The sequence below is a fragment of the Thiocapsa sp. genome, from assembly GCF_022340925.1.
Lineage (GTDB): Bacteria > Pseudomonadota > Gammaproteobacteria > Chromatiales > Chromatiaceae > Thiocapsa.
In genome coordinates, this window is record NZ_JAJDNA010000079.1 from 1 (window position 1) to 22,908 (window position 22,908).

Here is a 22,908-nt window from a genome sequence, read left to right on the forward strand (position 1 = left end):
CGATGTCACCCTGGCGGTGAATCCGACCCCGGAGCGCGCGCGAGTGCTGTTGTTCTCGCAAGGGACCGTCGATTTCACCCTGAGCATCTTCGCACGCAAAGAGGCAAGAGATATCAAGGGCCTGGAATCCCTGGCCGGCAAGACACTGGCCACCTACCCCGGGTATTCCTGGAACGCGCGGTATCCCGACGAGCTGCCGGAAACGCGCATCGTCACCGCGGCGGATGTCGAAGGGATGTTCCGCATGGTCGCGGCCGGTCAAGCGGATGCGGCCATCAACGAGACCGAGTCCGGCAAGGTCCTGCTGCGCCGTGCGCTCCTCACCAATGTCGAGCCCAAGGCCGATGTGGTGTTCGACGGCCAACGCAGCCGCCGCGGGCACTATTTCGGGGTGAGCAGGCGCCTGCCCTTGCTGGCGTCGATCCTGGACAAGTCCTTCGCGCAGATGCCGGAAGCCGAGAAGCAGCGCATCTGGAACCGTTGGTTCATTCAGGAGACCGCTGCCGGCAAGGTCGATCTCAACGCCGAGGAGCGAGCCTACCTGGGCGCTGCGGTGGTTCGCCGTGCCCATGCCGCGGCTTGGATGCCCTTCGACTTTACCGATGGCGACGGGGCGCCGACGGGCGTCGCCGAGGACTACTGGCGGCTGATCCGCGACAAGCTCGGCCTGCGCGAGACCGGTGCCGATCGCCGGCCATTCAGCGACATCCTGGCGGCCATGGAACGAGGCGACATCGACCTCTATACCGCCACCACGCGTACCGCCGACCGCGAGCGCTTCGCCCTGTTCTCCGACCCTTACGAGCGCTATCCCATCGCCATCGCCGGCGCGGCCGATGCGGGCCTCTACGCCGGTACCGCGTCCCTGGACGGGCGGCGCGTCGCCGTGGGCCGGGACTACAGCGCCTACCATTTGCTCAAGGCCCGCTCCCCGGGGATCGACTTCGTGCTGGTGGACGACACGCGCGCGGCCCTGGAGGCGGTCGCGGACGGCCGGGCGGATGCCGCGGTCGACATCCTGCCGGTGCTGCACCAGCAGATCGAGCAATTTCCGCCGGGGCGGGTCAAGCTCGTCGGGGTCACGGACGTGCAGTTCCCGCTGCAGGTGATGGTGGGGCGGCAGCACGCCGCGCTGATCCCGCTGATCAACCGCGCCATCTCCGCCATCACCCCGGAGGAGCGCGCCGCGATCCACAACAAGTGGCTGCTGCGCCAGGTGGTCACCGCCCCCGACTACAGCCTGTTGTGGCAGGTGCTTGTGGCGGCCCTGGTGATCCTGGCGACCATCCTGGTCTGGAACCATCGGTTGCATCGGGAGGTGGCGCGCCGCAAGCAGGCGGAGACCGAGCTGCTGCACGCCAAGGACAGGGCGGACCGGGCCAGCCGCGCCAAGGGCGACTTCCTGGCCAACATGAGCCATGAGATCCGTACCCCGCTGAACGCCGTCATCGGCCTCACCCGCCTGTCGCTGGAGACCGATCCCGCGCCGGCGCTGCGCGAGTACCTGGGTAAGATCGATCTCTCGGCGCGAACCCTGCTGGGACTGATCAACGACGTTCTCGACCTCGCCCGCATCGAGGCGGGCAAGCTGCAGCAGCGGCAGGAGCCGCTGGAGCTGGCGGCGGCTCTGGAGCGGGTGCGGGTGATGGTGGAGCAACAGGCCGCCGACAAGGGGCTTGAGCTGCGCATCGAGGGGCCGCCGGAGCCGGTCGACATGCTGCTCGGCGATGAGCTCCGCCTAACCCAGGTGCTGTTGAATCTGGTCGGCAACGCGGTCAAGTTCACCGTCCGGGGCCGGGTGACGCTGGCCGTGCGGGTGGAGGACGCGAACGCGCGGGACCTGACGTTGGGCTTCACGGTCACCGACACCGGCATCGGCATCCCAGAGGAGCGCCGTTCCGACCTGTTCGATGCCTTCACCCAGCTCGACACCGCAAGCAACCGCGGTCACGGCGGCAGCGGCCTGGGACTCGCCATCAGCGCGCGCCTGGTCGCCCTGATGGGTGGTCGTCTGGAGTTGGAGTCCGTCGAGGGCAAGGGCAGCCGCTTCTGGTTCAACCTGGTGTTCCCCCGCGCGACCCAGGTGGCTGCGGCGGAGGAATCGTCGGCACTGGCGCTGGAAGCCCTGCGCGGTATCCGCGTGCTGGTGGCCGAGGACGACCCGGTGAGCCAGTTACTGGCGCGCGACCTCCTGAGAAACCGCGGCGCCGTGGTCACCCTGGCCGCCACCGGAACCGAGGCGGTCGCCGCGGCGGCCCAGGGCGGCTTCGATATCGTGCTCATGGACGTCCGCATGCCGGAGATGGACGGCCTGACGGCCTGCCGGCGCATCCGCGCCCTGCCGGGCGGGGAGACGCTGCCCATCGTCGCACTGACTGCCAACGCCCTGGCCGGAGAGCGCGAGCGTTGTCTGGCGGCGGGCATGAACAGCTACCTCACCAAGCCGCTGGAGCCCGAGGCACTCTGCGCCGAGCTGTGCCGCTGGCTGCGGTTACCCGCCGGGGAGATCGGCGTCCGGCGGCGGGCATCCGCCCCGCTCGCCGCGGAACGCGCAATGCCCGGCTTCGATGCGGTCAAGGTGCGGCGCTGGCAGGACGAGTTTCCGGACACCTGGCGCCGCATGGTGCGTGCGTTCGTCGCCGGGTATCCGGCGGGGACAACCGCCATCCGTACCGCCCTGGACGCCGGGGACCGGGCTCGGGCGGGCGACATGCTGCATCGCCTGCGCGGGACCGCCGGGTCGCTGGGGGCGGAGGAGCTGAGCGAGTCGGCAGGGCGGCTGGAGCTGGCCTTGGCGAACGACGGCCCCGTCGATGCCGGCCTGCGTGCCGACTTCTTCGCCACCGCAGAGGCCACGCTGGCATTGCTTGCGGGGCTGGAGCCCCCGGCGGCGGAAGCGGCATCCGTGGAGTGCGCCGAGCCAGGGTGCGGGGACCGGAGCCAGCGCATGCGCGAGCTGGAGGCGCTGCTGGAGGCAGGCAATACGCGCGCCCTGGACCACCTGCCCTGGCTGGAGCGTCGTCTCGCCGCCGAGGCCCCCGCGGAGGGCGCAGAGCTGCTGCGGCAGATCGAGGCGTTGGACTTCCCGGCGGCCTTGGAAACCCTGCGCAGGGTGGGAGCGTGCATTGTCGCCAACCCCCTCTAGGCAACGGGGACCAACCCGACCGTCCCTCGGCACGCCTCGGCCCCACCACAATCCAGCGCAACGGATAGACATCGTTCGTAGAGCTATGGCGCTCGTGGGGTCAAATGGCCTTTTCGGGGTTTTCCCGATGGGGCCGATGCCCCGCAACCGGAGCCGGGTGCGTCGCCGGCGTCTTGTGGCGGTAGTCGCAGAGATCGGCGATGGGACATTCGGGACATCTCGGCTTGCGTGCGAGACAGACATAGCGGCCATGCAGGATCAGCCAATGGTGTGCGTCTTTCAGGAAGGCCTTGGGGACATGGCGCAGCAAAGCCTGCTCAACAGCGAGCGGCGTCTTGCCGGTCGCGATACCGGTTCGATTGGCGACGCGGAAGATATGGGTGTCCACCGCCATGGTTGGTTCACCGAACGCGGTGTTGAGGACCACATTGGCGGTCTTGCGCCCGACCCCGGGAAGTGCCTCCAGCGCCTTGCGCTCGTGCGGCACCTGCCCACCATGCTCCGCCATCAGGAGCGCGCACGTCTTGAGGATGTTCTTGGCCTTGGTGTTGAGCAGACCGATGGTCCTGATGTGCTCCTTGAGCCCCTCCTCACCGAGCGCCAGTATCGCTTCGGGTGTGTTCGCGACCTCGAACAAGCGCGCCGTGGCCTTGTTGACGCCCTTGTCGGTGGCTTGGGCGGAGAGGATGACCGCCACCAGGAGCTCGAAGGGCGTGCGATAAACGAGCTCGGTGGTGGGCGATGGATTGGCGGCGCGCAGCCGCTCGAAGATTCGACTGCGCTTGTCCTTGTTCATCTGCTGGACCCGGGGTGTTCGACTGAGCTGGAGGCGTCGTTTTGAACCGCCAAGACGCAAGGGACGCGGCGAAGCATTCGGCGCTGCCCACGGAGGTGCCGCCAGGTTGAGTCGCCGAGCTGGCTGTATGTGTAATGAACAGCGAAACCACGTTTGGCTGTTCCGTGCTGATGGTTGGCCAGAATGGCCAAGGCGTCAGCGTCTCCGACACGACTCGGAACGGTTTCTAGCCGGTGGATAACGGATGACAGCTCTTTTCAGGATGACTCAACGACGAGCCGAGTCATCCCGGAAGCACAGAGTGTTGCGCGCCTGCCAGCGCAAAGGTGTTGTCCGGTGTCATCGGCGAATAGCCCCGTGGCCGGGCGGTTCCACCCCTATTGTGCGGGCTTCGGATCGGGATTGAAATCGCTGGGAAGCTGTATAAAATAACAGTTCATTTCTCTGGCCGACCCACCCTCTAAACATGAGCGATGACCTGACCCCGCGCCAGCAGCAGATCCTGGATCTCATCGAGAGTCATATCCTGGAGACGGGGGTGCCGCCCACCCGTGCCGAGATCGCTCGAACCTTTGGTTTTCGTTCCGCCAATGCGGCGGAGGATCATCTGCGTGCTTTGGCGCGGCACGGCGTGATCGAGCTGACCAGGGGTCGCTCGCGCGGCATCCGCCTGATCGGTCACACCACCGTGGCGAAGGAAGCTGGGCTCCCGGTGATCGGACGGGTTGCTGCCGGCAGCCCCATCCTGGCTGCACCGCATGTTGAGGACTATTGTCCGGTTGACCCCCATCTATTTCGCCCCAGTGCAGACTACCTGTTGCGGGTACGCGGCAGCAGCATGCGCGATGCCGGCATCCTCGATGGCGATTTGCTAGCGGTGCATGCTACCTCCGAGGCCCGGAACGGCCAGATCGTGGTGGCGCGTCTGGGCGACGAGGTCACGGTCAAGCGCTTGCGTCGGCACGCGCGCTGGACCTATCGGGTGCATCTTTTGGCCGAAAATCCAAGCTTCGAGCCGATCCAGGTCGATCTGCGCGAGCAGGAGCTGGTCATCGAGGGGTTGGGCGTCGGCGTGCTGCGGCTCGGACTGGCGGCCGAGCCGCAACGGTTTTAGGGAAGCGCTGTCTGGATCATGGTCGATTGCAATGCGTGTTCAACAGATCCTCGATCAACGCCCTGATCTCTGGCGGGGGCAGGCGTCAAGATATTCGCTGCCGGCCGGTATACCGACCGGGATACAGGCACTCGATGCCCAATTGGTCTGGGGCGGTTGGCCGGCGGGCAGCCTCAGCGAGATCTTGAGCGACCGGCCCGGCGAAGGGTTCGCCTTGACCGTGCCGGCCTTGGCGCGCCTGAGCCTCGACCCTCGCTGGCTGCTTCTGGTCGAGCCGCCGTTTCAGCCCTTCGCGCCTGCGCTTGCAGCCCATGGTCTGTGTCTGGGGCGATTGGTCGTGGTCACGGCTGGAGCCGATCGGGCCTGGGTCGCGGAGCAGGGGCTGCGCTCGGGTGCATGCGGGGCCGTGCTGATATGGGGTGGGCGTTGGGAGAGGGGTAGCCTGCGTCGATTGCAGTTGGCTGCCGAGACGGGCGGTGCATTGGGGATCTTGTTCCGCGAAGAGGTTGCTGCCCGCTCGCCTTCTCCGGCAGTGCTGCGCCTGCGGATCCGTCCATCGCCGCTCGGCCGCGAGCTGACCCTGCTCAAGCAGCGAGGGGGACGTCCCGGCGCCCTCTTGATGCTGCCGCTCGATTCCGCTGGTCGGCGACTCGACCATTGCAACGCTTCCTGTGTGGGGCCGGATGAGCCGGGTGATCCAAATGATCGCTTGCATCAAAGCTAAGCGCTGACTCCTCTCACTGGACTCATGCGCTGGCTCGCCGTTCACCTACCCGACTTGCCCCTGGAGGTCTTTGAGCGCGCGCTCGCGGCACCCCTGCCGCTTGCTGTCAGTGAAGCCGGTCGCGGTGAGCGGATCCTCCGTGCCAATCCGGCGGCGATCGCCGAGGGTGTGCGGCCCGGTCTCGGTGTCGCGACGGCACGTGCGCTCAGCCGTGCGCTGCGTGTGCTGCCGCGGCGGCCGGCGGCCGAGCGCGAGGCCTTGGAGCGCCTCGCCGCCTGGAGTCTGTGCTTCACGCCCCATGTCAGTCTCTCGTTGCCCCACTCCTTGTTGCTCGACGTGGCCGCGAGCCTGCGCCTATTCGGCGGTGCCGAGGCCCTGATCAGGCAGGTAGCCGAGGGGGTATCGGCCCTCGGTTACCATCGACGTCTTGCACTGGCGCCCACGCCGCTCGGTGCGCTGGTCTTGGCGGCTTGGGGACCTGTCGGGCAACCTGATCGAGCGAATGTCATTGTTGAACTTCACGCCTTGCGCTCGGCGCTCGCCCCACTTCCGCTACAGGCACTCGGGTTGAACGACCGGGAGCTCGGCGACCTGGCCCGCATGGGTCTGCGACAGATCTCCGACCTCTTAAGGCTGCCGCGCACGGGGCTCGCCGAGCGTCTGGGCAGGAGGCGCCTCATTCTGCTTGAACGCCTGCTTGGCGAGGTCGCCGATCCACGCCCCTGGTTCAAGCCACCTGCGTGTTACAGTGGCCGGCTTGAGCTGCCTGCCGAGATGGATCGGGTCGCGGGCCTGATCTTTCCGTGCCGACGTCTACTCGATGAGTTGGAGGGTGTGCTCCGTGGCTGTCAGGGCGGAGTGGATCGCCTCGACTGGCGGCTTGAGCACGCCGGGCGGGATGCGACCTGCTTCGAGCTGGGCGCCGCACGTCCCTTGCGTGAAGCCGGTCGCTGGTTGGATCTGCTACGCGAGCGACTCGGTTGGCTCGAGCTCCCGGCGCCGGTGCGTGAGATCCGGCTTCTGGTCTCGCGTTTCCGCCCCCTCATCCCGGAGACAGGGGCACTCTTTCCCGAGCCGACCGCCCTGATCCAGGTGCCGGCCCCCGACTTGCTCGACCGGCTGCGTGCGCGTCTCGGCCCCGAAGCGGTGCAGGGGATCGCGCTGGTGGCCGATCATCGCCCGGAGCGTTCCTGGCGACGGTGTGATCCCGGTGAGTCCGGGACGGGCATCCTACGCGCCGATCGTCCACTGTGGCTTTTGCCGAAGCCGCAACCCCTCCAGACCCGGAGAGGGCGCCCCTGGCTGGATGGACCACTGGGCCTGGGCGAGGAGCGCGAGCGTATCGATACCGGCTGGTGGGACGACTGCGAGGTGAGACGTGACTACTTCGTCGCCACCACCCAGCGTGGTGAGCGGCTCTGGATCTATCGCGAGCTCGAAGGTCGCCAAGGGTGGTTTCTGCACGGTTTGTTTTGATCCGAGTGCGATGCGACACATAGCCACCTGCAGGATGATGCTAATATCCTCCCACGCTTGACGGGCCCTCTCGCTCAGCCCGATTCGTTGTCACCCTGGACGCGGTTTAATGGCCCATCTTTTCCTCGCCGTCACCGCCCACGGCTATGGCCATCTGGCGCAGGCCGCCCCGGTCGTGACAGCCCTCGCGCGGCGGCTGCCCGGTCTGAGGATCACCTTGCAGAGCGACATCGATCCGGGCTTTGCGCGCAGCCGTCTACCGCGGGGGTTTACGCACCTGCGGGAGGCGACCGATGTCGGACTGCTGATGGACGGTCCGCTCTGCACCCGCTGGTCGGAGAGCGTCGCGCACTACGCCGACTTCGAGGCCTCCTATGGCCGTCGGCTCGCGCACGAGATCGCCGTCCTGCGCCGAGCGGCCCCGGATCTCGTGCTCGCCGACGTGCCCTGGCTCCCGTTGGACGCGGCGCGACGGCTCGGCATCCCCGCGGTGGGTCTGTGCTCGCTCAACTGGTATGACATCCTGGTGTCGAGCCCGGTGGCCGAGCAGGTCCCGGCGCCCGTGATGGAACGGATGCGAGCGGTCTATGCCGAGGCCGATCTGTTCATCCGTCCAGCCCCTTCCATGCCGATGGGCTGGTTGCCGAACGCCCTCGACGTGGGACCCATCGCCAACCGCTATCTGGATCGCCGCGATGAGCTGCGCTCGCGCTGCGGCGTGCCGGCCGGTCGACCGTTCGCCCTCATGCAGTTCGGGGGCTTTCTTGGTTTCGATCCCCTGGAGGCCTGGCCGGAGCAGGACCAGGTCCATTGGCTGGTCCAGGATCTCGGGGCCGGGGCGCGCCGCGATGCCACCAGCCTCTCCTCGCTTGGGCTGAGGGTCCCGGAGGTCCTCCCCGCCTGTGATCTGATGCTCTGCAAACCCGGCTACGGGACCTATTCCGAGGCCGCCGTGAATGGGGTTCCTGTCCTCTATGTCAGGCGCGGCGATTGGCCGGAGGAAGCGGCCTTGATACCCTGGCTGACCGAGCGAATGCCGACGCGTGAGATCACCGCCGTCGATCTCTTGGCCGGACGTCTCTCCGAGGCGATCGCCGAGCTGTGCGCGGCTGAGCGACCCCCCGCCGTGGAGCCCAGCGGGATCGATGAGGTGGCGAGACTCCTGGAGCCCTGGCTCCGATCCTCGGATCCCGTCCTCGAACGCATGCCCAGATCAGAGGTCTGTTGAACGCATGATCACAGCGCTCCGCCTCCGTCCGAGTGGCGCCCTGCTCCTCATGGTGCTGGCGTGGTGGCCGTTGATGTGCTGGGGTACCCTGCCCGGCGCGGCCCCGCACGCCGATCCAGCTGCGGCGCCGTCCGCCGCAAGCCGGGCCGATGAAAACCAGGCTGTCAAACCCGCCCCTCCGAAGCGCCCCCCTCCGAGTCGCACCGAAGTCGAGGGGATGATTCCACCGGTGGCCAGCCGATATGGTGTCGAGGAGGCATTGGTCCGGGCCGTGGTGGCCGCCGAGTCCAACTACAACGCCCATGCCGTTTCACATGCCGGCGCGATCGGGTTGATGCAGCTGATGCCACCGACCGCGGCGGACTACGGGGTGGGCTCAGTCGATGACCTCTTCGATGCCCGGACCAATCTCAACGCCGGGACCCGCCATCTGAAGCGTCTCCTGCGCAAGTACGACAACGATTACGGGCGCGTGATCATGGCATACAACGCCGGCGAGGGCGTGGTCGACCGGACCGACAGTCAGGTCACCTATCTGGAGACGCTCAACTACACCGAGGCCGTCATCAATCACTATCGCCGCAACGGCGGGACCCAGCCGACACAGGCCGCGCTGAGCCAGGTGCGCGCTCTGCGCGGGACGCGCAACCTGGGCAATGCGCGACGCCTCATGAAGAAGTATCTGGATCCCTCCCTGCTGTCGCTGAAGGTCAAGCCGACACTCGATCTGCGACGACTCAATCCGCGCCTGCACGAGGCCGGACCGGAGAGCAAGCCGATGTTCGAGCTCGGCTCCAGTGGTCGACCTTGAGTCTTGGGCTGTTCCTGGAGGCGGCGCCTCCTGATGCATCCGTGAGGCAGGGTGTCGCCGAGCCGGCACTGGTCGGGACGTCGAGAATCGCAACGGAGGGTCGTCATGAATGCCTGCGTCGATCTTGTCCGGCGTCGTCGGATGCATGGACCCACCCGTGCCGCCGCGTCGTTGCCGCATCCGTTGCACTGTGCGGGACCGCTGCACAGGTTTGGTACCGGTCGTCTGTTCCCCGCTCGATGCGAGCACTGACCAGGATGTCGCAGATCCGCTCGTTTGAAGGCAAACAGCCGAGTATCGATGCGTCCGCGTGGGTAGACGCGACTGCGCTGATCATCGGCGACGTGACCTTGGGGCCGGGTGCCTCCGTCTGGCCTGCCTGCGTCATCCGGGCTGATATCCACCGGATCGAGATCGGTGCGCGCACCAACATCCAGGACGGCTCAATCCTACACGTCTCGCACGACAGCGGTTTCATGCCCGGCGGCGCTCCTCTCATCATCCACGAAGGCGTGACGGTGGGTCATCAGGTCGTCCTGCATGGTTGCGAGATCTACGAAGGCTGCTTGGTCGGAATTGGCGCGCGCGTCCTCGATCGTGCGGTGCTGCAGCCGCGGACTCTGCTGGGTGCCGGCTCATTGGTGGCGCCCGGGCAGGTCCTGGCGGGTGGCCATCTGTGGTTGGGCGCGCCCGCGCGGCGCGTGCGGAAGCTGACCGATCGAGAGCTCGAGTATCTGGAGTACGCGGCAGCCAACTACGTCCGGCTCGCTGCGCGGCATCGGGCGGCGTCGGGGCGAACGCAATAGCCTAAGACGCTGAGTAAACAAACATCCTGGCAGTCATCAGCTCGCCTTTCGATCGGCGCGACGCTCGGAAGGCGCCATTGTCAGGCACCGAGGTGCCTGAACAGGCCGGGGGCCTCCTTGCCCCGCACGGTCACACGGCAATACGTCAGCGTTTCCCTAGGAGCCTGGCAACTGGCGGTCGGCGATCCGGGATACGGATTCAAATCGACCGGTTGCATGGCCTGAGACGTGCTCAACGGGCGCGTTCAGGTTTGGCTCGGGGGGCGCGCAGCCTGTGGTGGAAGGCTGGCGCCGGCGAGCTCCATTTCGCGGGCGTCCGGGGTCAGCGGCTCCGGGGATGTCACCCGATCCACATCCACCGCAACGTGCAATTCGTGGTGTCCGCCCCCGTAGAAGATGCCGCGAAACGGCGTGACGTCCTGGAAGTCGCGACCGACCGCCGTCGTGATGTGCTGCTCGCCCGGGACCTGGTTGTTGGTCGGGTCTAGATCGATCCAGCCGAGGTTGGGGAGGAACACCGACACCCAGGCGTGCGAGGCATCGGCGCCCTGGAGCTTGGGCTGCCCCGGCGGCGGCAGCGTCTCGAGATAGCCGCTGACGTAGCGAGCGGCGAGCCCGAGTCCGCGCAGCCCGGCGATGGCGACATGAGCAAAGTCCTGACAGACTCCTTTGCGCTGCTCCATGACCTCGGTAACCGGCGTGGCAACGGTCGTGGATGCCGGGTCATAGACGAAATCCTGGTAGATCCGTCCCATGAGGTCCATCGTCGCCTCGAGCAGCGGGCGCTCCGGTTGAAAAGACGCGGCCGCGTAGGCGCGCGCGTCCGGGTCCGGCGGGACCAGGGGCGAAGGCAGGGTGAAGATGCGCAGGTCCGTCATGGGTTCGTCATAGCGGTCAGCAAGTCGGGCCACGACCCGTTCCCAGGCCGGTGTCGAGGCCGGATCCGGTGCGGTCGGCGCCATCACCTCGACTTCGCTGCTTGCGCGCACTTCCAGGGCATCGTGCGACTGCTGGATGGAGAAATAGCTCACCCGGTTGCCGAAAAAATCCTCGTGCTCGCGGTGCACGGCGGGCCAGGGATCCACGCGGATCTGGGTTGCCAGACAATCCTGGCGCGGCGTCTTCGGCGGCTTCAGATGGGCGATGCTGTGACAGAGCGAGACCGGCTCTGCATACTCGTAGCGAGTCACGTGACTGATGCGGAATCTCATGCTGCGCCTCGCCCGACGGATCGCCGCAAGAGGCTGTGTGGCTGCTCTTCGTGACGGAAGTACTGGGCCGTGATGGCGTCCGAGATCGCCGCGAGCTGCTGATCTAGCTCACCCAGCACGGTTGCCAGGGTGGTGCGGCGCGTACCCGCCTTGTCCGATTGGACGAGGGTATCGATCTCGGCTAGACGGATACCGGTGAGACCTTTCAGCACGAGTTTTTCGACCGGCGCGCGTCCGACCGTCAATTCGCCTCGCGGAAGCTCTGAGACCAGGTGCTCGAGCATGACCAGCTGATAGGCGAGTGCACGGGGGTTGCCTTCGTCCTGGAACACGAGATCGAGCAGGGCGCCGATCCGGGTGCCGGCGCGATAGCGGCGCCGATAGGTGATGAGGCTGTCGGTCACGCCCAGCACCGCCTCGATCACCATGTTCTCGTCCTGCTCTCCCGCGATCGGAACCAGCATGGATCGCAAGAGGCTGGCAGTGGATGCGCCGCGCTCCAAGCGCCGGCCGATCTCGAGGAAGTGCCAGCCCTCGTTGTGGGTCATGTTCTCCTGGGTCAGCGCGGAAAAGGCGACGAGGGAGGTCACCAGGGGATCGAGCTCATCGAGCGCCAGCGAGAGCTGGTTGGGCGGCCGTTGGGTGAGGTTCGCCAGATGCCCTTCGATGTCGCTCACGATCCGCCAGGTGTCTGCGGAGAGTCGGTCGCGCACCGAGTACGCAGCCTGACCCAGCGCCTCGAGGGTCTGCGGCAAGCCGCCGAGGCGTGAGGAATCCGAGATCAAGGAGAGCATCTCCGGGATCGGGTCGCGGAGGCGTTCGTCGGCATCGGTGCCGACGAATCCCGGGAACGACTGGGTCTGATTGGTGAGGGCTTCCAATAAGGACCGCAGACAGCAGAAGTGCGCGTTCGATGCATCGATGGTGCTCCGCTCGTACAGCTTGAAGATGGTGATCCGCAACAGCCGTACCAGCCCCTCGGCGCGCTCGGCATAACGCCCGATCCAAAAGAGATTGTCGGCGACCCGACTGGAGACCTCGCTTTCCTGCGTGACCGCGGGGGTCTGCAGCTCGCCCGTCGCCAGCAGGCTTTCCTGGCGCTCAGGCTCCGACGCCAAGACCCAGGCATCCTTTGCCAGCCCCCCAAGTTGGTTGGATACGAGCGCGGCGTCATGGGTCAGGGTGATTCGCCCGAGTCCGCCCGGCATGACCGTATAGCCATCCTCTTCGGCGATCAGGAAGGTGCGCAGGACACTCGGCCGCGGCTCGAGATGCTGTCCGATGAGCGCTGGGGCCGTCGAGGGATGCACGCGTTCCTGCGCGACATAGCTCCCCGGATGGGCCTTGATCCCCTGGATCAGCGCGTCGCGGGCGGGCGGCTCCATCGCTGCGGGGAAGAGGCAGCGCTGCCCCTGGGGCTTGGCGAGACATTTGATGATGAGTCGGTCGAGATGCTCCAGGACATGAGCGCGGGACTGCGGGTCGCCGCACCACCAGGTCTCGATGTCGGGGAGCAGGAGGTCCTCGCCGAGGAGCTCTCGACAGAGGTTTGGAAGGAATGCCATCAGTGCTGGATGCTCCAAGATCCCGCTGCCGAGGGCGTTGGCGACGACCAGATTGCCGGCCCGCACGGCCTGCACCAGGCCCGGGACGCCGAGCATCGAATCCTCGCGTAGCTCGAGGGGGTCGCACCACCCGTCATCCACCCGCCGCAAGACCGCGTCGATCCGCTCCAGCCGGCCCAGGGTGCGGAGCCAGAGCGCACCGTCTCGCACCGACAGGTCGCCCCCCTGGACCAAGGTGTAGCCGAGATAGTTGGCGAGATAGGCGTGCTCGAAGTAGGCCTCGTTCGCCGGACCCGGCGTCAGCACGACCACCCGCTGATGCTCGGCCCGTCTGGGCGCGAGCCCCGTCAGGGTTCGGCGCATCGAGCGGAAGAATCCGGCAAGTCGGTGCACGTGCGAGTCTCTGAACATGCTGGGCAGGACACGCGACAGGACAACGCGGTTCTCCAGGGCGTAACCGACGCCGAGGGGACTCTGGGTGCGGTCGCTGATGACGCGCCATCGCCCGTCCGGCATCCGCGTCAGATCGGCCGCGTAATGGATCAGGGGAACCTGTCCGGCGACCTCGATACCGTGGCAGGCGAGAAGGTAATCGGCGTTGGAGTCGATGAGCTCGGCCGGCAGCAGGCCGGTGCGGATGAGTCGGCGCCGGCCATAGAGATCGAGCAGGATCTGATTGAACAGCTCGGCGCGTTGGATCAGTCCACGCTCGAGGTCGGCCCACTCCTCGCTGCGGATCAGCAGCGGGAGCAGGTCCAACTCCCAAGGGCGTGACATGCCCTGGGGATCCCCGTTGAGGTTATAGGTCACTCCGTTGTCGCGGATCAGGCGCGACGCCTCACGCCAGCGTGCCTCGATCCCGCTCGGTCCGAGCAGACGCAAGGCATCGAGGACGTACTGCCAATGCGGGCGCACCTCGCCTTCGGCGGTCCGCATCTCGTCGTAGCAGTCGGACAACGGCGAGTAGGCATCGACCAGACCCGACGGATCGAGTGTGTGTATCGGGTCGGGGACAGACATGGTGCAGCGCTCGTTCCGGGAGTTCCAACTCAGAGAGACGCTGATTGATCGGCCATCCTGGCCAACAATCAGTATGGAGAGCGAAAACGCAGTTTCAGCTTTCCTTCATGTTCAGCTGCTTACGCGATTGAAAACCGCCGGGACTTCCTGCCCCGAAAAGCAAGCGCTGAGCTCTTCAGCGCTTTCTCAGCGATTAGACACGTCATGCGAGTGCGTCGCAAGGCGCGCTCCGGCGATCTGGATTGCCCCACACACCCCGCCTAGTCCTCCACGGGATCGGACGATTGGAGCTCGATTGTCGGCACGAAGCAGCGTTCGAGCTGCGGCGGCGAGAGCAGGGGGGCGAAGAGGTCGCCTTGTGCTTGTTGGCAGCCCATGTTGAGGAGGGTCAGTCGCTGCTGATCGTTGCGCACGCCGTCGGCCACGATGTCGAGATCCAGTGCCTGTGCCATCGAGATCAGTGCCTGAACGACCGCAAGATCGTCGTCGGAATCGGTCATGGCCTCGACAAACGCGCGATGGATCTTGAGCCGGTTGACAGGGAGACGGCGGAGCACGGCCGGTGCGAGCCAGCTGGTGCCGACCTCGCTGAGGGTCAGACGCACTCCAAGCCGATGCAACCCGTTGAACGCCTCGCGAGCCTGCTCGCGATGCTTGAACAGGAGCGACTCGCCGAGCTCCAGCTCGAGGTGTTTCGGATCCAGGCCAGTCGTGCGGAGCAGGCGCGCCACTCCGGGGACCAGGTCGATCCGCGTCAGCTCAGGCTCGGAGATACTCACGGATAGGGTCGGCACCTGAAGTCCACGCACCAGCCACTCCTTGAACTGGCGGCAGGCCTCGCCAAGGACCCACTGACCGATATCGACGCGCATGCCGCCGGCATCGGCCAGCGGCAGGAAGCGCTCGGGCGGTATATTCCCGAGCCGGGGCTGATGCCAATGCACGAGTGCCTCGGCACCGACCAGGCGGCCGGTGTCGAGGTTGACCCGCGGCCGGAAACGCAGCTGGAGCTCACCCTTGCGGAGCGCATCACGCAGTAGTCCGATGAGGTGTTGGCGCTCCGTTGCTGGGTCGCCGGGTTGGCCGGCATGAATTCGGAAACCGTCTCTGCCCCCGTGCTTCGCGAGGTGCAATGCCGATTCCGCGTTGGCGATCATGATCTCCGAGTCACTGCCCGCGCCGGCGTCGAGGGCGATGCCCATGCTGACCGTGACAAACAACTCATGTCCGCGCAAGGAGATCGGCATGCGCAATGCCGCACGAAGACGCCGAGCGATCTCTTCGGCCTCGGCAGGATCGCGAACCCCTTCGAAAAGCAGCCCGAACTGGTTTCCGCTCAGCCTTGCCAGGGTATCGGCCGGGCGGATGGTCTCGCGCAATCTCAACCCCACCGCGCGCAGGATCTCATCGCCGATCTGATGACCCAGGCTGGCGTTAATGTGGGCGAACCGGTCGATGTCGCAGAGAAATAAGGCGGCCGGGATCCGATTGCGTCGCCCTGGATCGATAGCGTGCGCCACCCGGGATTGGAAGAGGATTCGGTTCGGGAGCTTGGTCAGTGGATCGTAATGCGCGACGTATTCGGCCCGCTGAAGACCTGTCCCGGCGGCAGCGCGCTCGGCGAAGACGCCGACGAAGCTCATGACCTTCCCACGGGCATCCGGGAGACGATGCACCGTCAGCTTTTGCAGTGCGATCTCGCCGTCTTTGCGGCGATTCCAGATCTCGCCCTGCCAGGATCCCTTATCCCGCAGCACCCGCAACATGCTGCTGAAGAAACCCCTGGAATGCCATTGCGAGTTGAGCAACGTTGGCTTGCGTCCGAGCAGCTCGGCCTCGGAATAGCCGGTGATTCGGGTGAATGCGTCGTTGGCCGCGACGATCCGCCACGAGGCATCGGTGATCAAGACGCCGTCGGAGGTCGCGGCATAGACAGCCGCGGCCTGGCGCAGGCGGCGCTCGGATTCCCGCGCGCGTGTCACGTCGCGAACATAGACGACGATGCCCTTGATCGTGCCCTGATCATCTCGGCTCGGGAGCAGTTTCACCTCGGACTCGAGGTCTTCGCCGTCCGGATCGGCCTCCTGGATGTCGTCGACGACCGGCTGGCCATCTTCCAGACATCGCCCGAGATGGCGATAGACGAGGTCGCTGAGCGCCCCTGGCCCGCAGATCGCGTGGAAAGGCCGTCCAACGGCCTGCTCCGGGGTCCGGCCAAGGGCCTGCATAAAGGCCGGGTTGGCGGCCTGCAGGCAGCATTTGCGATCCAGGAAGGCGAGTCGATCGGGCAGTGCAGAAAGGATATCGACATAGCGGGCGAGGGTCTGCTCAGCCTCGCGCCGCTGCGTGATGTCCAGTAGGAACCCCGACATCGTGCGGGTGGACGCAGGGCAGGCCGGGTCCAGACGTCCGGCGCTCTCAGCCCAGCGCAGGGAACCGTCGGGGCGCATGATGCGATGGCGCAGACGGAATGGAGTACCCGCCTCGCTCGCGCGTTGCAGCGCCTTGGCGGTCTGCTCGCGATCCTTCGGCGGGATATGTCGGAGCACGACATCCAGGGTGATGTCCTCGTCCGGATTGAATCCCCAGATGTCATACCAGGTGCGGGAACCTTGGATCCGTCCGGTGGCAACGTCCAATTCCCAATCGCCGACCCGGACGACGGCCTGTGCCTCATCGGCACCCTCTTGCGCGGCAGGGTTGGAGGCAGCGGCGTTTTCCTGAGAGCCCTGATTCCGGCGCATGCGGCGGTGAACCTCCTCGTCGACTGGCAATGGTCTCGGATTATAGACAGGATCGGCGCTCGAAAGGGCAAAGGATGCGGGCGTTGCTGCGCCTTTGCCGCAGGGTTCGGCTTGCCGCCGGAGAAGGCCGGGGGCATAGTCGGGTCAGCTGGCCGACGACCGGTGCAGCGCATCTGCCCGGCCTGATCAAACCGCTCAGCATCCTGCTCCACCTGCTCGGAATCAGCTATGAACACGACGAGGGACGAGGGCCGGCAGGCCCAGACAGTGCTGTCGATCCTCGAGGGCTTCGCACGCGAGTCGCGGATTCCTGAGCCGCCGGGGGGCATCGGGCCGGACACCCGCATGGAGGCTGACCTGGGACTCGATAGCCTGAGTCGCTCGGAGCTGATCTCCCGCATCGAGAGGGGGCTTGGGATCACCTTGTCGGACCAGGCATTGCTGGCGGCCACCGTCCGGGACCTGCTCGAGTTGGTGCGCGCGGGGCGCGGCAGCAGTGGCCGGTTTGTGCAAGCCACCATCTCGCCTCAGCAGGCCGCCGAGGGCAATCCGGCCTCCGCCACGACGCTCCTGGATGCCCTCCAGTGGCACTTGGATCGCCATCAGGATCGCACGCATATCCTCCTTGAGGGCACGGAGGGGGAGCAGCAGCCCATCAGCTACCGAGGACTCGCCGACGGCGCCACGAGGGTCGCGGCCCGCCTTCAGCGCGCCGGTCTGCAGCCGGGCGGCACGGTGGCGCTGATGCTTCCGACGGGCTCCGGTTATTTCTGCAGCTTCTTCGGCGCCCTCATGGCGGGCGGGATTCCCGTGCCCATTTACCCGCCGACCCGCCCCCAGCAGATCGAAGAGCACCTTCGCCGTCACGCGGGGATCCTGGAGAACGCCGGTGCGGCGTTTCTGATCACGGTTCCGGAGGCGCGCGCCATCGGGCGACTCCTGCGGGTTCAGGTCCGCTCGCTGCGCGGGATCCTGACACTGGACGGGCTCGAGGAGGAGGTCCCGAGCCAGACACCCGCTCTTCCCAGGGCCGACGACATCGCCTTTCTGCAGTACACATCCGGCAGCACGGGTGACCCGAAGGGCGTCATCCTCACCCACGCCGACCTCCTCGCCAACATCCGCGCCATGGGTGAGGTGGTGCAGGTCGCACCGGAGGACGTCTTCGTGAGCTGGTTGCCGCTCTATCACGACATGGGCCTCATCGGCGCCTGGCTCGGGAGTCTCTACTACGGACTGCCCCTGATTTCGATCTCGCCCTTGGCCTTCCTGGCGCGTCCGATCCGGTGGCTCCAAGCGATCCACCGTCATCGAGGCACACTCTCCGCGGCGCCGAACTTCGGCTATGAGCTCTGCTTGACCCGCATCGCCGACGCTCAGCTCGAGGGCCTGGACCTCAGTCATTGGCGATGGGCCTTGAATGGCGCAGAACCCGTGAGCCCCGAGACCTTGCGCCGTTTTGCCGTGCGCTTTGCCCCTTACGGTCTGCGGCCTGAAGCACTCGCCCCGGTCTACGGCCTGGCAGAAGCGGCGGTCGGACTCGCGTTTCCGCCGCCCAACCGTGGGCCGCGGATCGACTGCATCGATCGCGAGCGGTTCGCACGCTCGGGGCATGCCCTCGCGGTGAGCTGCGACGACCCGCAGGCCATGGAGGTCGTCGCCTGCGGGCGTCCACTGCCCGGTTATCGGGTGCGGATCGTCGATGAGGCCGGGCGGGAGCGGCCGGAGCGCCATGAGGGGCTGCTCGAGTTCCAAGGTCCATCCGCGACGCAGGGTTACTATCGCAACCCGAAAGCCACACAGGCACTGATCCGAGACGGTTGGCTCTCGACCGGTGACCGCGCCTACTTGGCCGCGGGGGATGTCCATCTGACCGGGCGGGTCAAGGACGTGATCATCCGGGGCGGGCGCAATATCTACCCCTATGAGGTCGAGCAGGCACTCGGCGAGGTCGATGGGGTGCGTAAGGGCTGTGTCGTCGCCTTTGCCGCCACGGACCCGGTCCTTGGAAGCGAGCGGCTCGTCATTCTGGCGGAGAGCAAGGAGCGTGACCCGGCACGTCGCACCGCGCTGGCCCATCAGTTACGGCGGCGCGCCACCGACGTCCTCGGCCTGCCTCCGGACGAGCTCATGTTGGTGCCCCCGCGCGCGGTGCTCAAGACCTCGAGCGGCAAGCTCAGACGCGCCGCCACCCGCGACCGCTATCTCGCCGGCCGGCTGTCGGAGCAGCCGCGGCGTCCGCTCTGGCAGTTGCTTCGGGTCGCGGGGTCGGGAGTGCGTTCACGCCTGGGGCGTCTGCCTGAAGTCCTCTACGCCGGCTATGCTTGGGTGCTCTTCTGGCTGATCGCACCCTGGTTTTGGATTGGGGTGATGATCAGCCCACGTGCGGTCTGGCGTTGGCCTATGGTCCGCGCGGGGATTCGCCTGCTGCGGCGGCTGGCCTTCGTGGGACTCAGCGTCGAGGGTCGAGAGCATCTTCCGGCTGCGGGAGTCCCGTTCGTCCTGGTCGCGAATCATGAGAGCTACCTGGATGCGCTCGCCCTGGTCGAGGCCGTGGAGCGACCGATCGGCTTCGTCGCCAAACGCGAGTTGGTCGCCAATCCGTTCGTGGCCGCATTCCTGCGCAACATGGATGCCCATTTCGTGGATCGCTTCGATCCCCAGGCCGGCAGTGACGAGTCCACACGTCTGACCGAGGTGCTCGCTGGCGGGGCAACCCTGGGCTTCTTTCCGGAGGGGACCTTCCGCGAGCAGCCCGGGCTGCTGCCGTTCCGGATGGGCGCCTTTGCCGCTGCCGCTGCGGCCGGTGCTCCGATCGTGCCGGCCGCCCTGCGCGGGACCCGCGAACTGATGCGGGGAGACAGCTTCTCGCCGCGTCCAGGCCGCGCCGAGGTGATCATCGGGCCCCCCATTCAGCCCGTCGGCAGCGACTGGGAGGCCGCGATCCGTTTGCGCGATCAGGCCCGTGCCTTCATCGCGGATCAGTTGGACGAGCCATCGGCGACCTGATTCTCAACGGCCGATCACCACCGGGCACCCGAGTCTCTCGAGACTGGTCCAGAGCGGGGTTTGGGTGAGGATGGGGTTGGTGTCGTCGAGGATGAGCATGTCGATGCCGAAGTCCTTGACCAGCGCCGCGAGACGCGCCGCGTCCGCGCCGCCGAGGGTGACGATCCGCGCCTGATCGCGCATCGGGCCGAGCTGCTCGAGCGCCTTGGTGCGCAGCATCGCCGTCTCGGAGGGCGCCTCCGGCTGAAGGACGACGACGAGGCTCACGGGGTGTCGAATCCCCACCTCCCCCGCGATCGAGAGGGCGCGCGCCGCCGCCGCGCTCCGGTTGAAGAGGACGCCCACGACGAGGACATCGGTGCGCGATTTCGCCGCCGGCGACCGAGAGCGTCGCAAGGGGGCGAAGCGCCCGATGCGGCCGAGGGCGAAGAGCTCGGCACCGCGGGCCGCCCCGAGGATCTCGGCCTCGAGATCGCCGCGCCAGACCCGAAACGACCAGGCGAGCCCCAACTCGGCGGCGGAGTGCTCCAGATGCTCGCGCACGCGCCTGGCGGCCGCCCGCAGCTCGCGCTGGAGCCGTTCGGCATCCAATGCGCTCTCGCAGAGTGTCGCCGTGCGGAACTCGCGCAAAAAGGGCAGCCCGGCCGTGCGAAGCAGATCGGTGTCCTCCACGAACACGCCCTCGAGCTCGGCATCGAGAGCAACCGCGATCCCGGCGGCCAGCTCCAGACCCCCCAGGCTGTGCGGGGAGGCGTCCAGGGCGACGGCGATGCGGCGGACACGCCTTCCGCTGCCTTCGGTGCTCATTCGCCGGCTCCCTCGTTCGACTCGCCCTTGCCCTCGCGCGACTGCAGCTCGGTCAGCCGCTTGGAGAAACCGATCAGACGGTCATCGACACGCTGGTTGACGCTGCGATCCGGGAAGCAGCCATCCGAGCCGCGCGCGCCGGCCTGTGTCCCGGTCAGGATCTCGATCCCCTCGTCCACGGTCTCGATCGGGTAGATCCCAAAGCGGCCTTGCTCGACCGCCTCGCGGATATCGGCACGCAGCATCAGATGCTTGACGTTCGAGGCGGGAATCAGGACCCCTTGTCCGTCCAGCGGTCCGCGTGCCGCACAGGTGTCGTAGAAGCCCTCGATCTTCTCGTTGACCCCGCCGATCGCCTGGATCTCGCCAAGCTGATTCACCGAGCCGGTGACCGCGAGTGACTGGCGGATCGGCCGATCTGCGAGCGCGGAGAGCAGGGCGAAGAGCTCTGCCGCCGAGGCGCTGTCGCCCTCGATACCGCCATAGGACTGCTCGAAGACCAGACTCGCCGAGAGAGACAGTGGGTAGTCGAGCGCGTAGCGCCCGGCGATGAACCCCTGGAGGATCAGGACGCCCTTGGAATGCAGGGGGCCTCCCAGCTTGACCTCGCGCTCGATGTCGATCACCTCGCCCTCGCCGAGACGCACCCGCGCGGTGATCCGCGTGGGATGTCCGAATGAAAACCCACCCAGCGTCATGACGGCGAGCCCATTGACCTGACCGACACGCTCCCCGGCGGTCTCGATCAGGATCGTCCCGCGCGTCGTCTCCTCGCGCAGGCGCCGGCTGATCCGATCGGCACGTTCGATCTGGGCGTCGACGGCGCGCTGGACATCCGCGGCGGTGATCGTCTCTCGGCCGGCCGTCCCGGCCCAGTAGTCCGCCTCGCGCACCAGGTCCCCGATGGAGCGCATGTGGCTGGTGAGGCGCTCGTTGTCGTCAGCCAGGCGGGCGCTCTGCTCGATCACACGGGCGACGGCCGCGCGATCGAAGTGACGCAGCCCAGCGCGCCGCACCTCGGAGGCCACGAAACGGGCATAGACCAGGTCGTTCTCGGGCCCCCGCTCGACCTCCTCGTCGAAATCAACCGCGACCTTGAAGAGCTCGCTGAACTCGGGGTCCAGCTGATACAGCAGGTAGTAGATGTGGCGCTCGCCGAGCATGACGACCTTGACATCCAGCGGGATGGGCTCGGGCTCCAGGGACAGGGTGCTGATCAGGCTGGTGATCTGGGCGAGCGACTCGATGCGGATCTCGCGCGCCTGCAGGAGACGTTTCAATGTCTCCCACGCGAAGGGTTGGAGCAGCAGCTTGAGGGCGTCGACGATGAGATAACCGCCGTTTGCCTGATGCAGGGCGCCGGCCCGGATCATGGTGAAGTCCGTCTCCAACGCTCCGAGGTGCGCGCGGTGCTCGATTCGCCCAACCAGCTGATGATGGGCGGGCAGGTCGGCGTAGACCACCGGGGCGCCGCCGTTCTTGTCGTGCCCCAGCAGCACGTTGATCCGATAGCGGTGGTTCCAAGGTTGTCCGTCGCCGCTGGGTGGCATCCACATGCCGAGCAGCGGTGGGCGCTTGTCCTGTTCAGGCAGAAACTGGCGAAAGTTGTCGACCACGTCCCGCTCAACCTGTCGCAGGTAGTCGACCACCGCCGGGAGCTCACCGTATTTCTCGCACAGTGCTTCCACCAGGCTCTGGATCGCGGCGGCCGCCATCTCCCGATTCAACTCCTCGATCTGCTCATCCGAATGCTTCTTCCAGAGCGGCATCTGGTGCAAGGCCTTGCGCATCTCGGTTTGCAGACTGTTGATGTCCTCCTCGATCCGTGCCCGTTCCTTTTCGGGCAGGGCCTGAAACTCATTTGGGCCGAGCGGCTTGCCGTTGCGCACCGGCGCGAGGGTGAACCCGGTCGGCGTCTGGAGCAGGATGACGTCCTTCTCCTTGGCCAACTCCCGAATCTCGCCCATGGTGCGTTCCTGGCGCTCCTCCAGCTCTTCCTCGACGGCCTGGGTTCGGGTGCGATATTCGTCGCTCTCGAACACACCCCGGATCGCGCGATGCAGGTCCTCGACCAGCTGCCCCATATCGCGCTTGAGCTCCGCGCCCTTGCCGGGAGGCAGACGCATGGCGCGCGGGCGATGGGCGTCTTCGAAGTTGAAGACGTAGCACCAGTCGGGCGGGACCGCCTCGCCTTTGGCGCGCTTCTCGAGCGCGTTTCGGATCAAGGCGTACTTGCCGGTCCCTGAAGGTCCCAGAGCGAACAGGTTGTAGCCCGCATGCCGGATGCCGATACCAAAACGAACGGCATGCATGGCGCGGTCCTGCGTAATCAGGGCGTCACCCGCTTCCAACTCGGCCGTGGTTTCGAAGGCGAACTGCGCCGGATCGCAGCGTCGGAAGAGATCGTCCGGTTTGAGGGGTGCAACGGCCATGATTGAGGTCAGAGCGGACA

General features: G+C 66.7%; 14 protein-coding genes. 8 read left to right on the forward strand and 6 right to left on the reverse strand.

Features of this window, described 5'->3' with window-relative positions; genetic code table 11:
- On the forward strand, positions 1-3,145 hold a 3,145-nt coding region (locus LJE61_RS09680; protein ID WP_296918270.1), incomplete at its 5' end, for an ATP-binding protein.
- Between the two features lie 100 nt (positions 3,146-3,245).
- On the opposite strand, the gene nth is transcribed toward LJE61_RS09680, so the two are convergent.
- The gene (gene nth, locus LJE61_RS09685) at positions 3,246-3,941 is read right to left on the reverse strand and encodes an endonuclease III (protein ID WP_296918272.1); all 696 of its coding nucleotides are present in this window, start codon (positions 3,939-3,941) and stop codon (positions 3,246-3,248) included.
- A 466-nt stretch (positions 3,942-4,407) separates the two neighbouring features.
- Here nth and lexA point away from each other — a divergent pair, with 466 nt between their 5' ends.
- From lexA to LJE61_RS09715, 6 genes are all read left to right on the forward strand, one after another.
- Positions 4,408-5,055 (forward strand): transcriptional repressor LexA, encoded by a 648-nt coding sequence (gene lexA, locus LJE61_RS09690; protein ID WP_296913110.1) that lies wholly within the window; start codon positions 4,408-4,410, stop codon positions 5,053-5,055.
- Between the two features lie 31 nt (positions 5,056-5,086).
- The gene (gene imuA / locus LJE61_RS09695) at positions 5,087-5,779 is read left to right on the forward strand and encodes a translesion DNA synthesis-associated protein ImuA (protein WP_296913108.1); all 693 of its coding nucleotides are present in this window, start codon (positions 5,087-5,089) and stop codon (positions 5,777-5,779) included.
- A gap of 24 nt (positions 5,780-5,803) precedes the next feature.
- A complete protein-coding gene (locus LJE61_RS09700; RefSeq protein ID WP_296913105.1) occupies positions 5,804-7,255 on the forward strand; it encodes a Y-family DNA polymerase in 1,452 nt (483 codons plus the stop codon).
- Positions 7,256-7,364: 109 nt separating this feature from the next.
- The gene (locus LJE61_RS09705) at positions 7,365-8,483 is read left to right on the forward strand and encodes a glycosyltransferase family protein (protein WP_296913102.1); all 1,119 of its coding nucleotides are present in this window, start codon (positions 7,365-7,367) and stop codon (positions 8,481-8,483) included.
- A 217-nt stretch (positions 8,484-8,700) separates the two neighbouring features.
- On the forward strand, positions 8,701-9,294 hold the full coding sequence (locus tag LJE61_RS09710; protein ID WP_363306677.1) for a transglycosylase SLT domain-containing protein: 594 nt from the start codon (positions 8,701-8,703) through the stop codon (positions 9,292-9,294).
- Between the two features lie 257 nt (positions 9,295-9,551).
- Complete coding sequence (locus tag LJE61_RS09715; RefSeq protein ID WP_296913096.1) at positions 9,552-10,100, forward strand: gamma carbonic anhydrase family protein; 549 nt, start codon at positions 9,552-9,554, stop codon at positions 10,098-10,100.
- A 245-nt stretch (positions 10,101-10,345) separates the two neighbouring features.
- On the opposite strand, the gene LJE61_RS09720 is transcribed toward LJE61_RS09715, so the two are convergent.
- The 3 genes from LJE61_RS09720 to LJE61_RS09730 all read right to left on the reverse strand — a co-directional run bounded on the left by LJE61_RS09720 (position 10,346) and on the right by LJE61_RS09730 (position 16,640).
- A complete protein-coding gene (locus LJE61_RS09720) occupies positions 10,346-11,311 on the reverse strand; it encodes a transglutaminase-like domain-containing protein (RefSeq protein WP_296913092.1) in 966 nt (321 codons plus the stop codon).
- Positions 11,308-13,896, reverse strand: a complete 2,589-nt coding sequence (locus LJE61_RS09725; RefSeq protein WP_296913089.1) for a circularly permuted type 2 ATP-grasp protein — start codon at positions 13,894-13,896, stop codon at positions 11,308-11,310. Before LJE61_RS09725 ends, LJE61_RS09720 begins: the two co-directional genes overlap by 4 nt.
- 260 nt (positions 13,897-14,156) lie before the next feature.
- Positions 14,157-16,640: an EAL domain-containing protein gene (locus LJE61_RS09730; protein ID WP_296918274.1), complete on the reverse strand. Its 2,484-nt coding sequence runs from the start codon at positions 16,638-16,640 to the stop codon at positions 14,157-14,159.
- 228 nt (positions 16,641-16,868) lie between these two features.
- On the opposite strand from LJE61_RS09730, the gene LJE61_RS09735 reads away from it, so the two are divergent.
- Positions 16,869-19,649 (forward strand): AMP-binding protein, encoded by a 2,781-nt coding sequence (locus tag LJE61_RS09735; protein ID WP_296913083.1) that lies wholly within the window; start codon positions 16,869-16,871, stop codon positions 19,647-19,649.
- Between the two features lie 3 nt (positions 19,650-19,652).
- Here the strand turns inward: LJE61_RS09735 and LJE61_RS09740 are convergent, their stop codons facing one another.
- Positions 19,653-20,456 (reverse strand): universal stress protein, encoded by an 804-nt coding sequence (locus tag LJE61_RS09740; protein ID WP_296913080.1) that lies wholly within the window; start codon positions 20,454-20,456, stop codon positions 19,653-19,655.
- Positions 20,453-22,888 carry a Lon protease family protein gene (locus tag LJE61_RS09745; protein WP_296918276.1) on the reverse strand — a complete coding sequence of 812 codons (2,436 nt, stop codon included), beginning with the start codon at positions 22,886-22,888 and terminating at the stop codon, positions 20,453-20,455. Before LJE61_RS09745 ends, LJE61_RS09740 begins: the two co-directional genes overlap by 4 nt.
- Positions 22,889-22,908 lie beyond the last annotated feature (20 nt).

Excerpts from the sequence above, each read along its gene's own strand:
- LJE61_RS09715 (WP_296913096.1), top strand. The coding sequence starts at position 9,552 with ATGTCGCAGATCCGCTCGTTTGAAGGCAAACAGCCGAGTATCGATGCG.
- LJE61_RS09720 (WP_296913092.1), bottom strand. The coding sequence starts at position 11,311 with ATGAGATTCCGCATCAGTCACGTGACTCGCTACGAGTATGCAGAGCCG.
- LJE61_RS09700 (WP_296913105.1), top strand. The coding sequence starts at position 5,804 with ATGCGCTGGCTCGCCGTTCACCTACCCGACTTGCCCCTGGAGGTCTTT.
- LJE61_RS09705 (WP_296913102.1), top strand. The coding sequence starts at position 7,365 with ATGGCCCATCTTTTCCTCGCCGTCACCGCCCACGGCTATGGCCATCTG.
- LJE61_RS09745 (WP_296918276.1), bottom strand. The coding sequence starts at position 22,888 with ATGGCCGTTGCACCCCTCAAACCGGACGATCTCTTCCGACGCTGCGAT.
- LJE61_RS09740 (WP_296913080.1), bottom strand. The coding sequence starts at position 20,456 with ATGAGCACCGAAGGCAGCGGAAGGCGTGTCCGCCGCATCGCCGTCGCC.
- nth (WP_296918272.1), bottom strand. The coding sequence starts at position 3,941 with ATGAACAAGGACAAGCGCAGTCGAATCTTCGAGCGGCTGCGCGCCGCC.
- LJE61_RS09710 (WP_363306677.1), top strand. The coding sequence starts at position 8,701 with ATGATTCCACCGGTGGCCAGCCGATATGGTGTCGAGGAGGCATTGGTC.
- LJE61_RS09735 (WP_296913083.1), top strand. The coding sequence starts at position 16,869 with ATGAACACGACGAGGGACGAGGGCCGGCAGGCCCAGACAGTGCTGTCG.
- LJE61_RS09730 (WP_296918274.1), bottom strand. The coding sequence starts at position 16,640 with ATGCGCCGGAATCAGGGCTCTCAGGAAAACGCCGCTGCCTCCAACCCT.
- LJE61_RS09725 (WP_296913089.1), bottom strand. The coding sequence starts at position 13,896 with ATGTCTGTCCCCGACCCGATACACACACTCGATCCGTCGGGTCTGGTC.
- lexA (WP_296913110.1), top strand. The coding sequence starts at position 4,408 with ATGAGCGATGACCTGACCCCGCGCCAGCAGCAGATCCTGGATCTCATC.
- imuA (WP_296913108.1), top strand. The coding sequence starts at position 5,087 with ATGCGTGTTCAACAGATCCTCGATCAACGCCCTGATCTCTGGCGGGGG.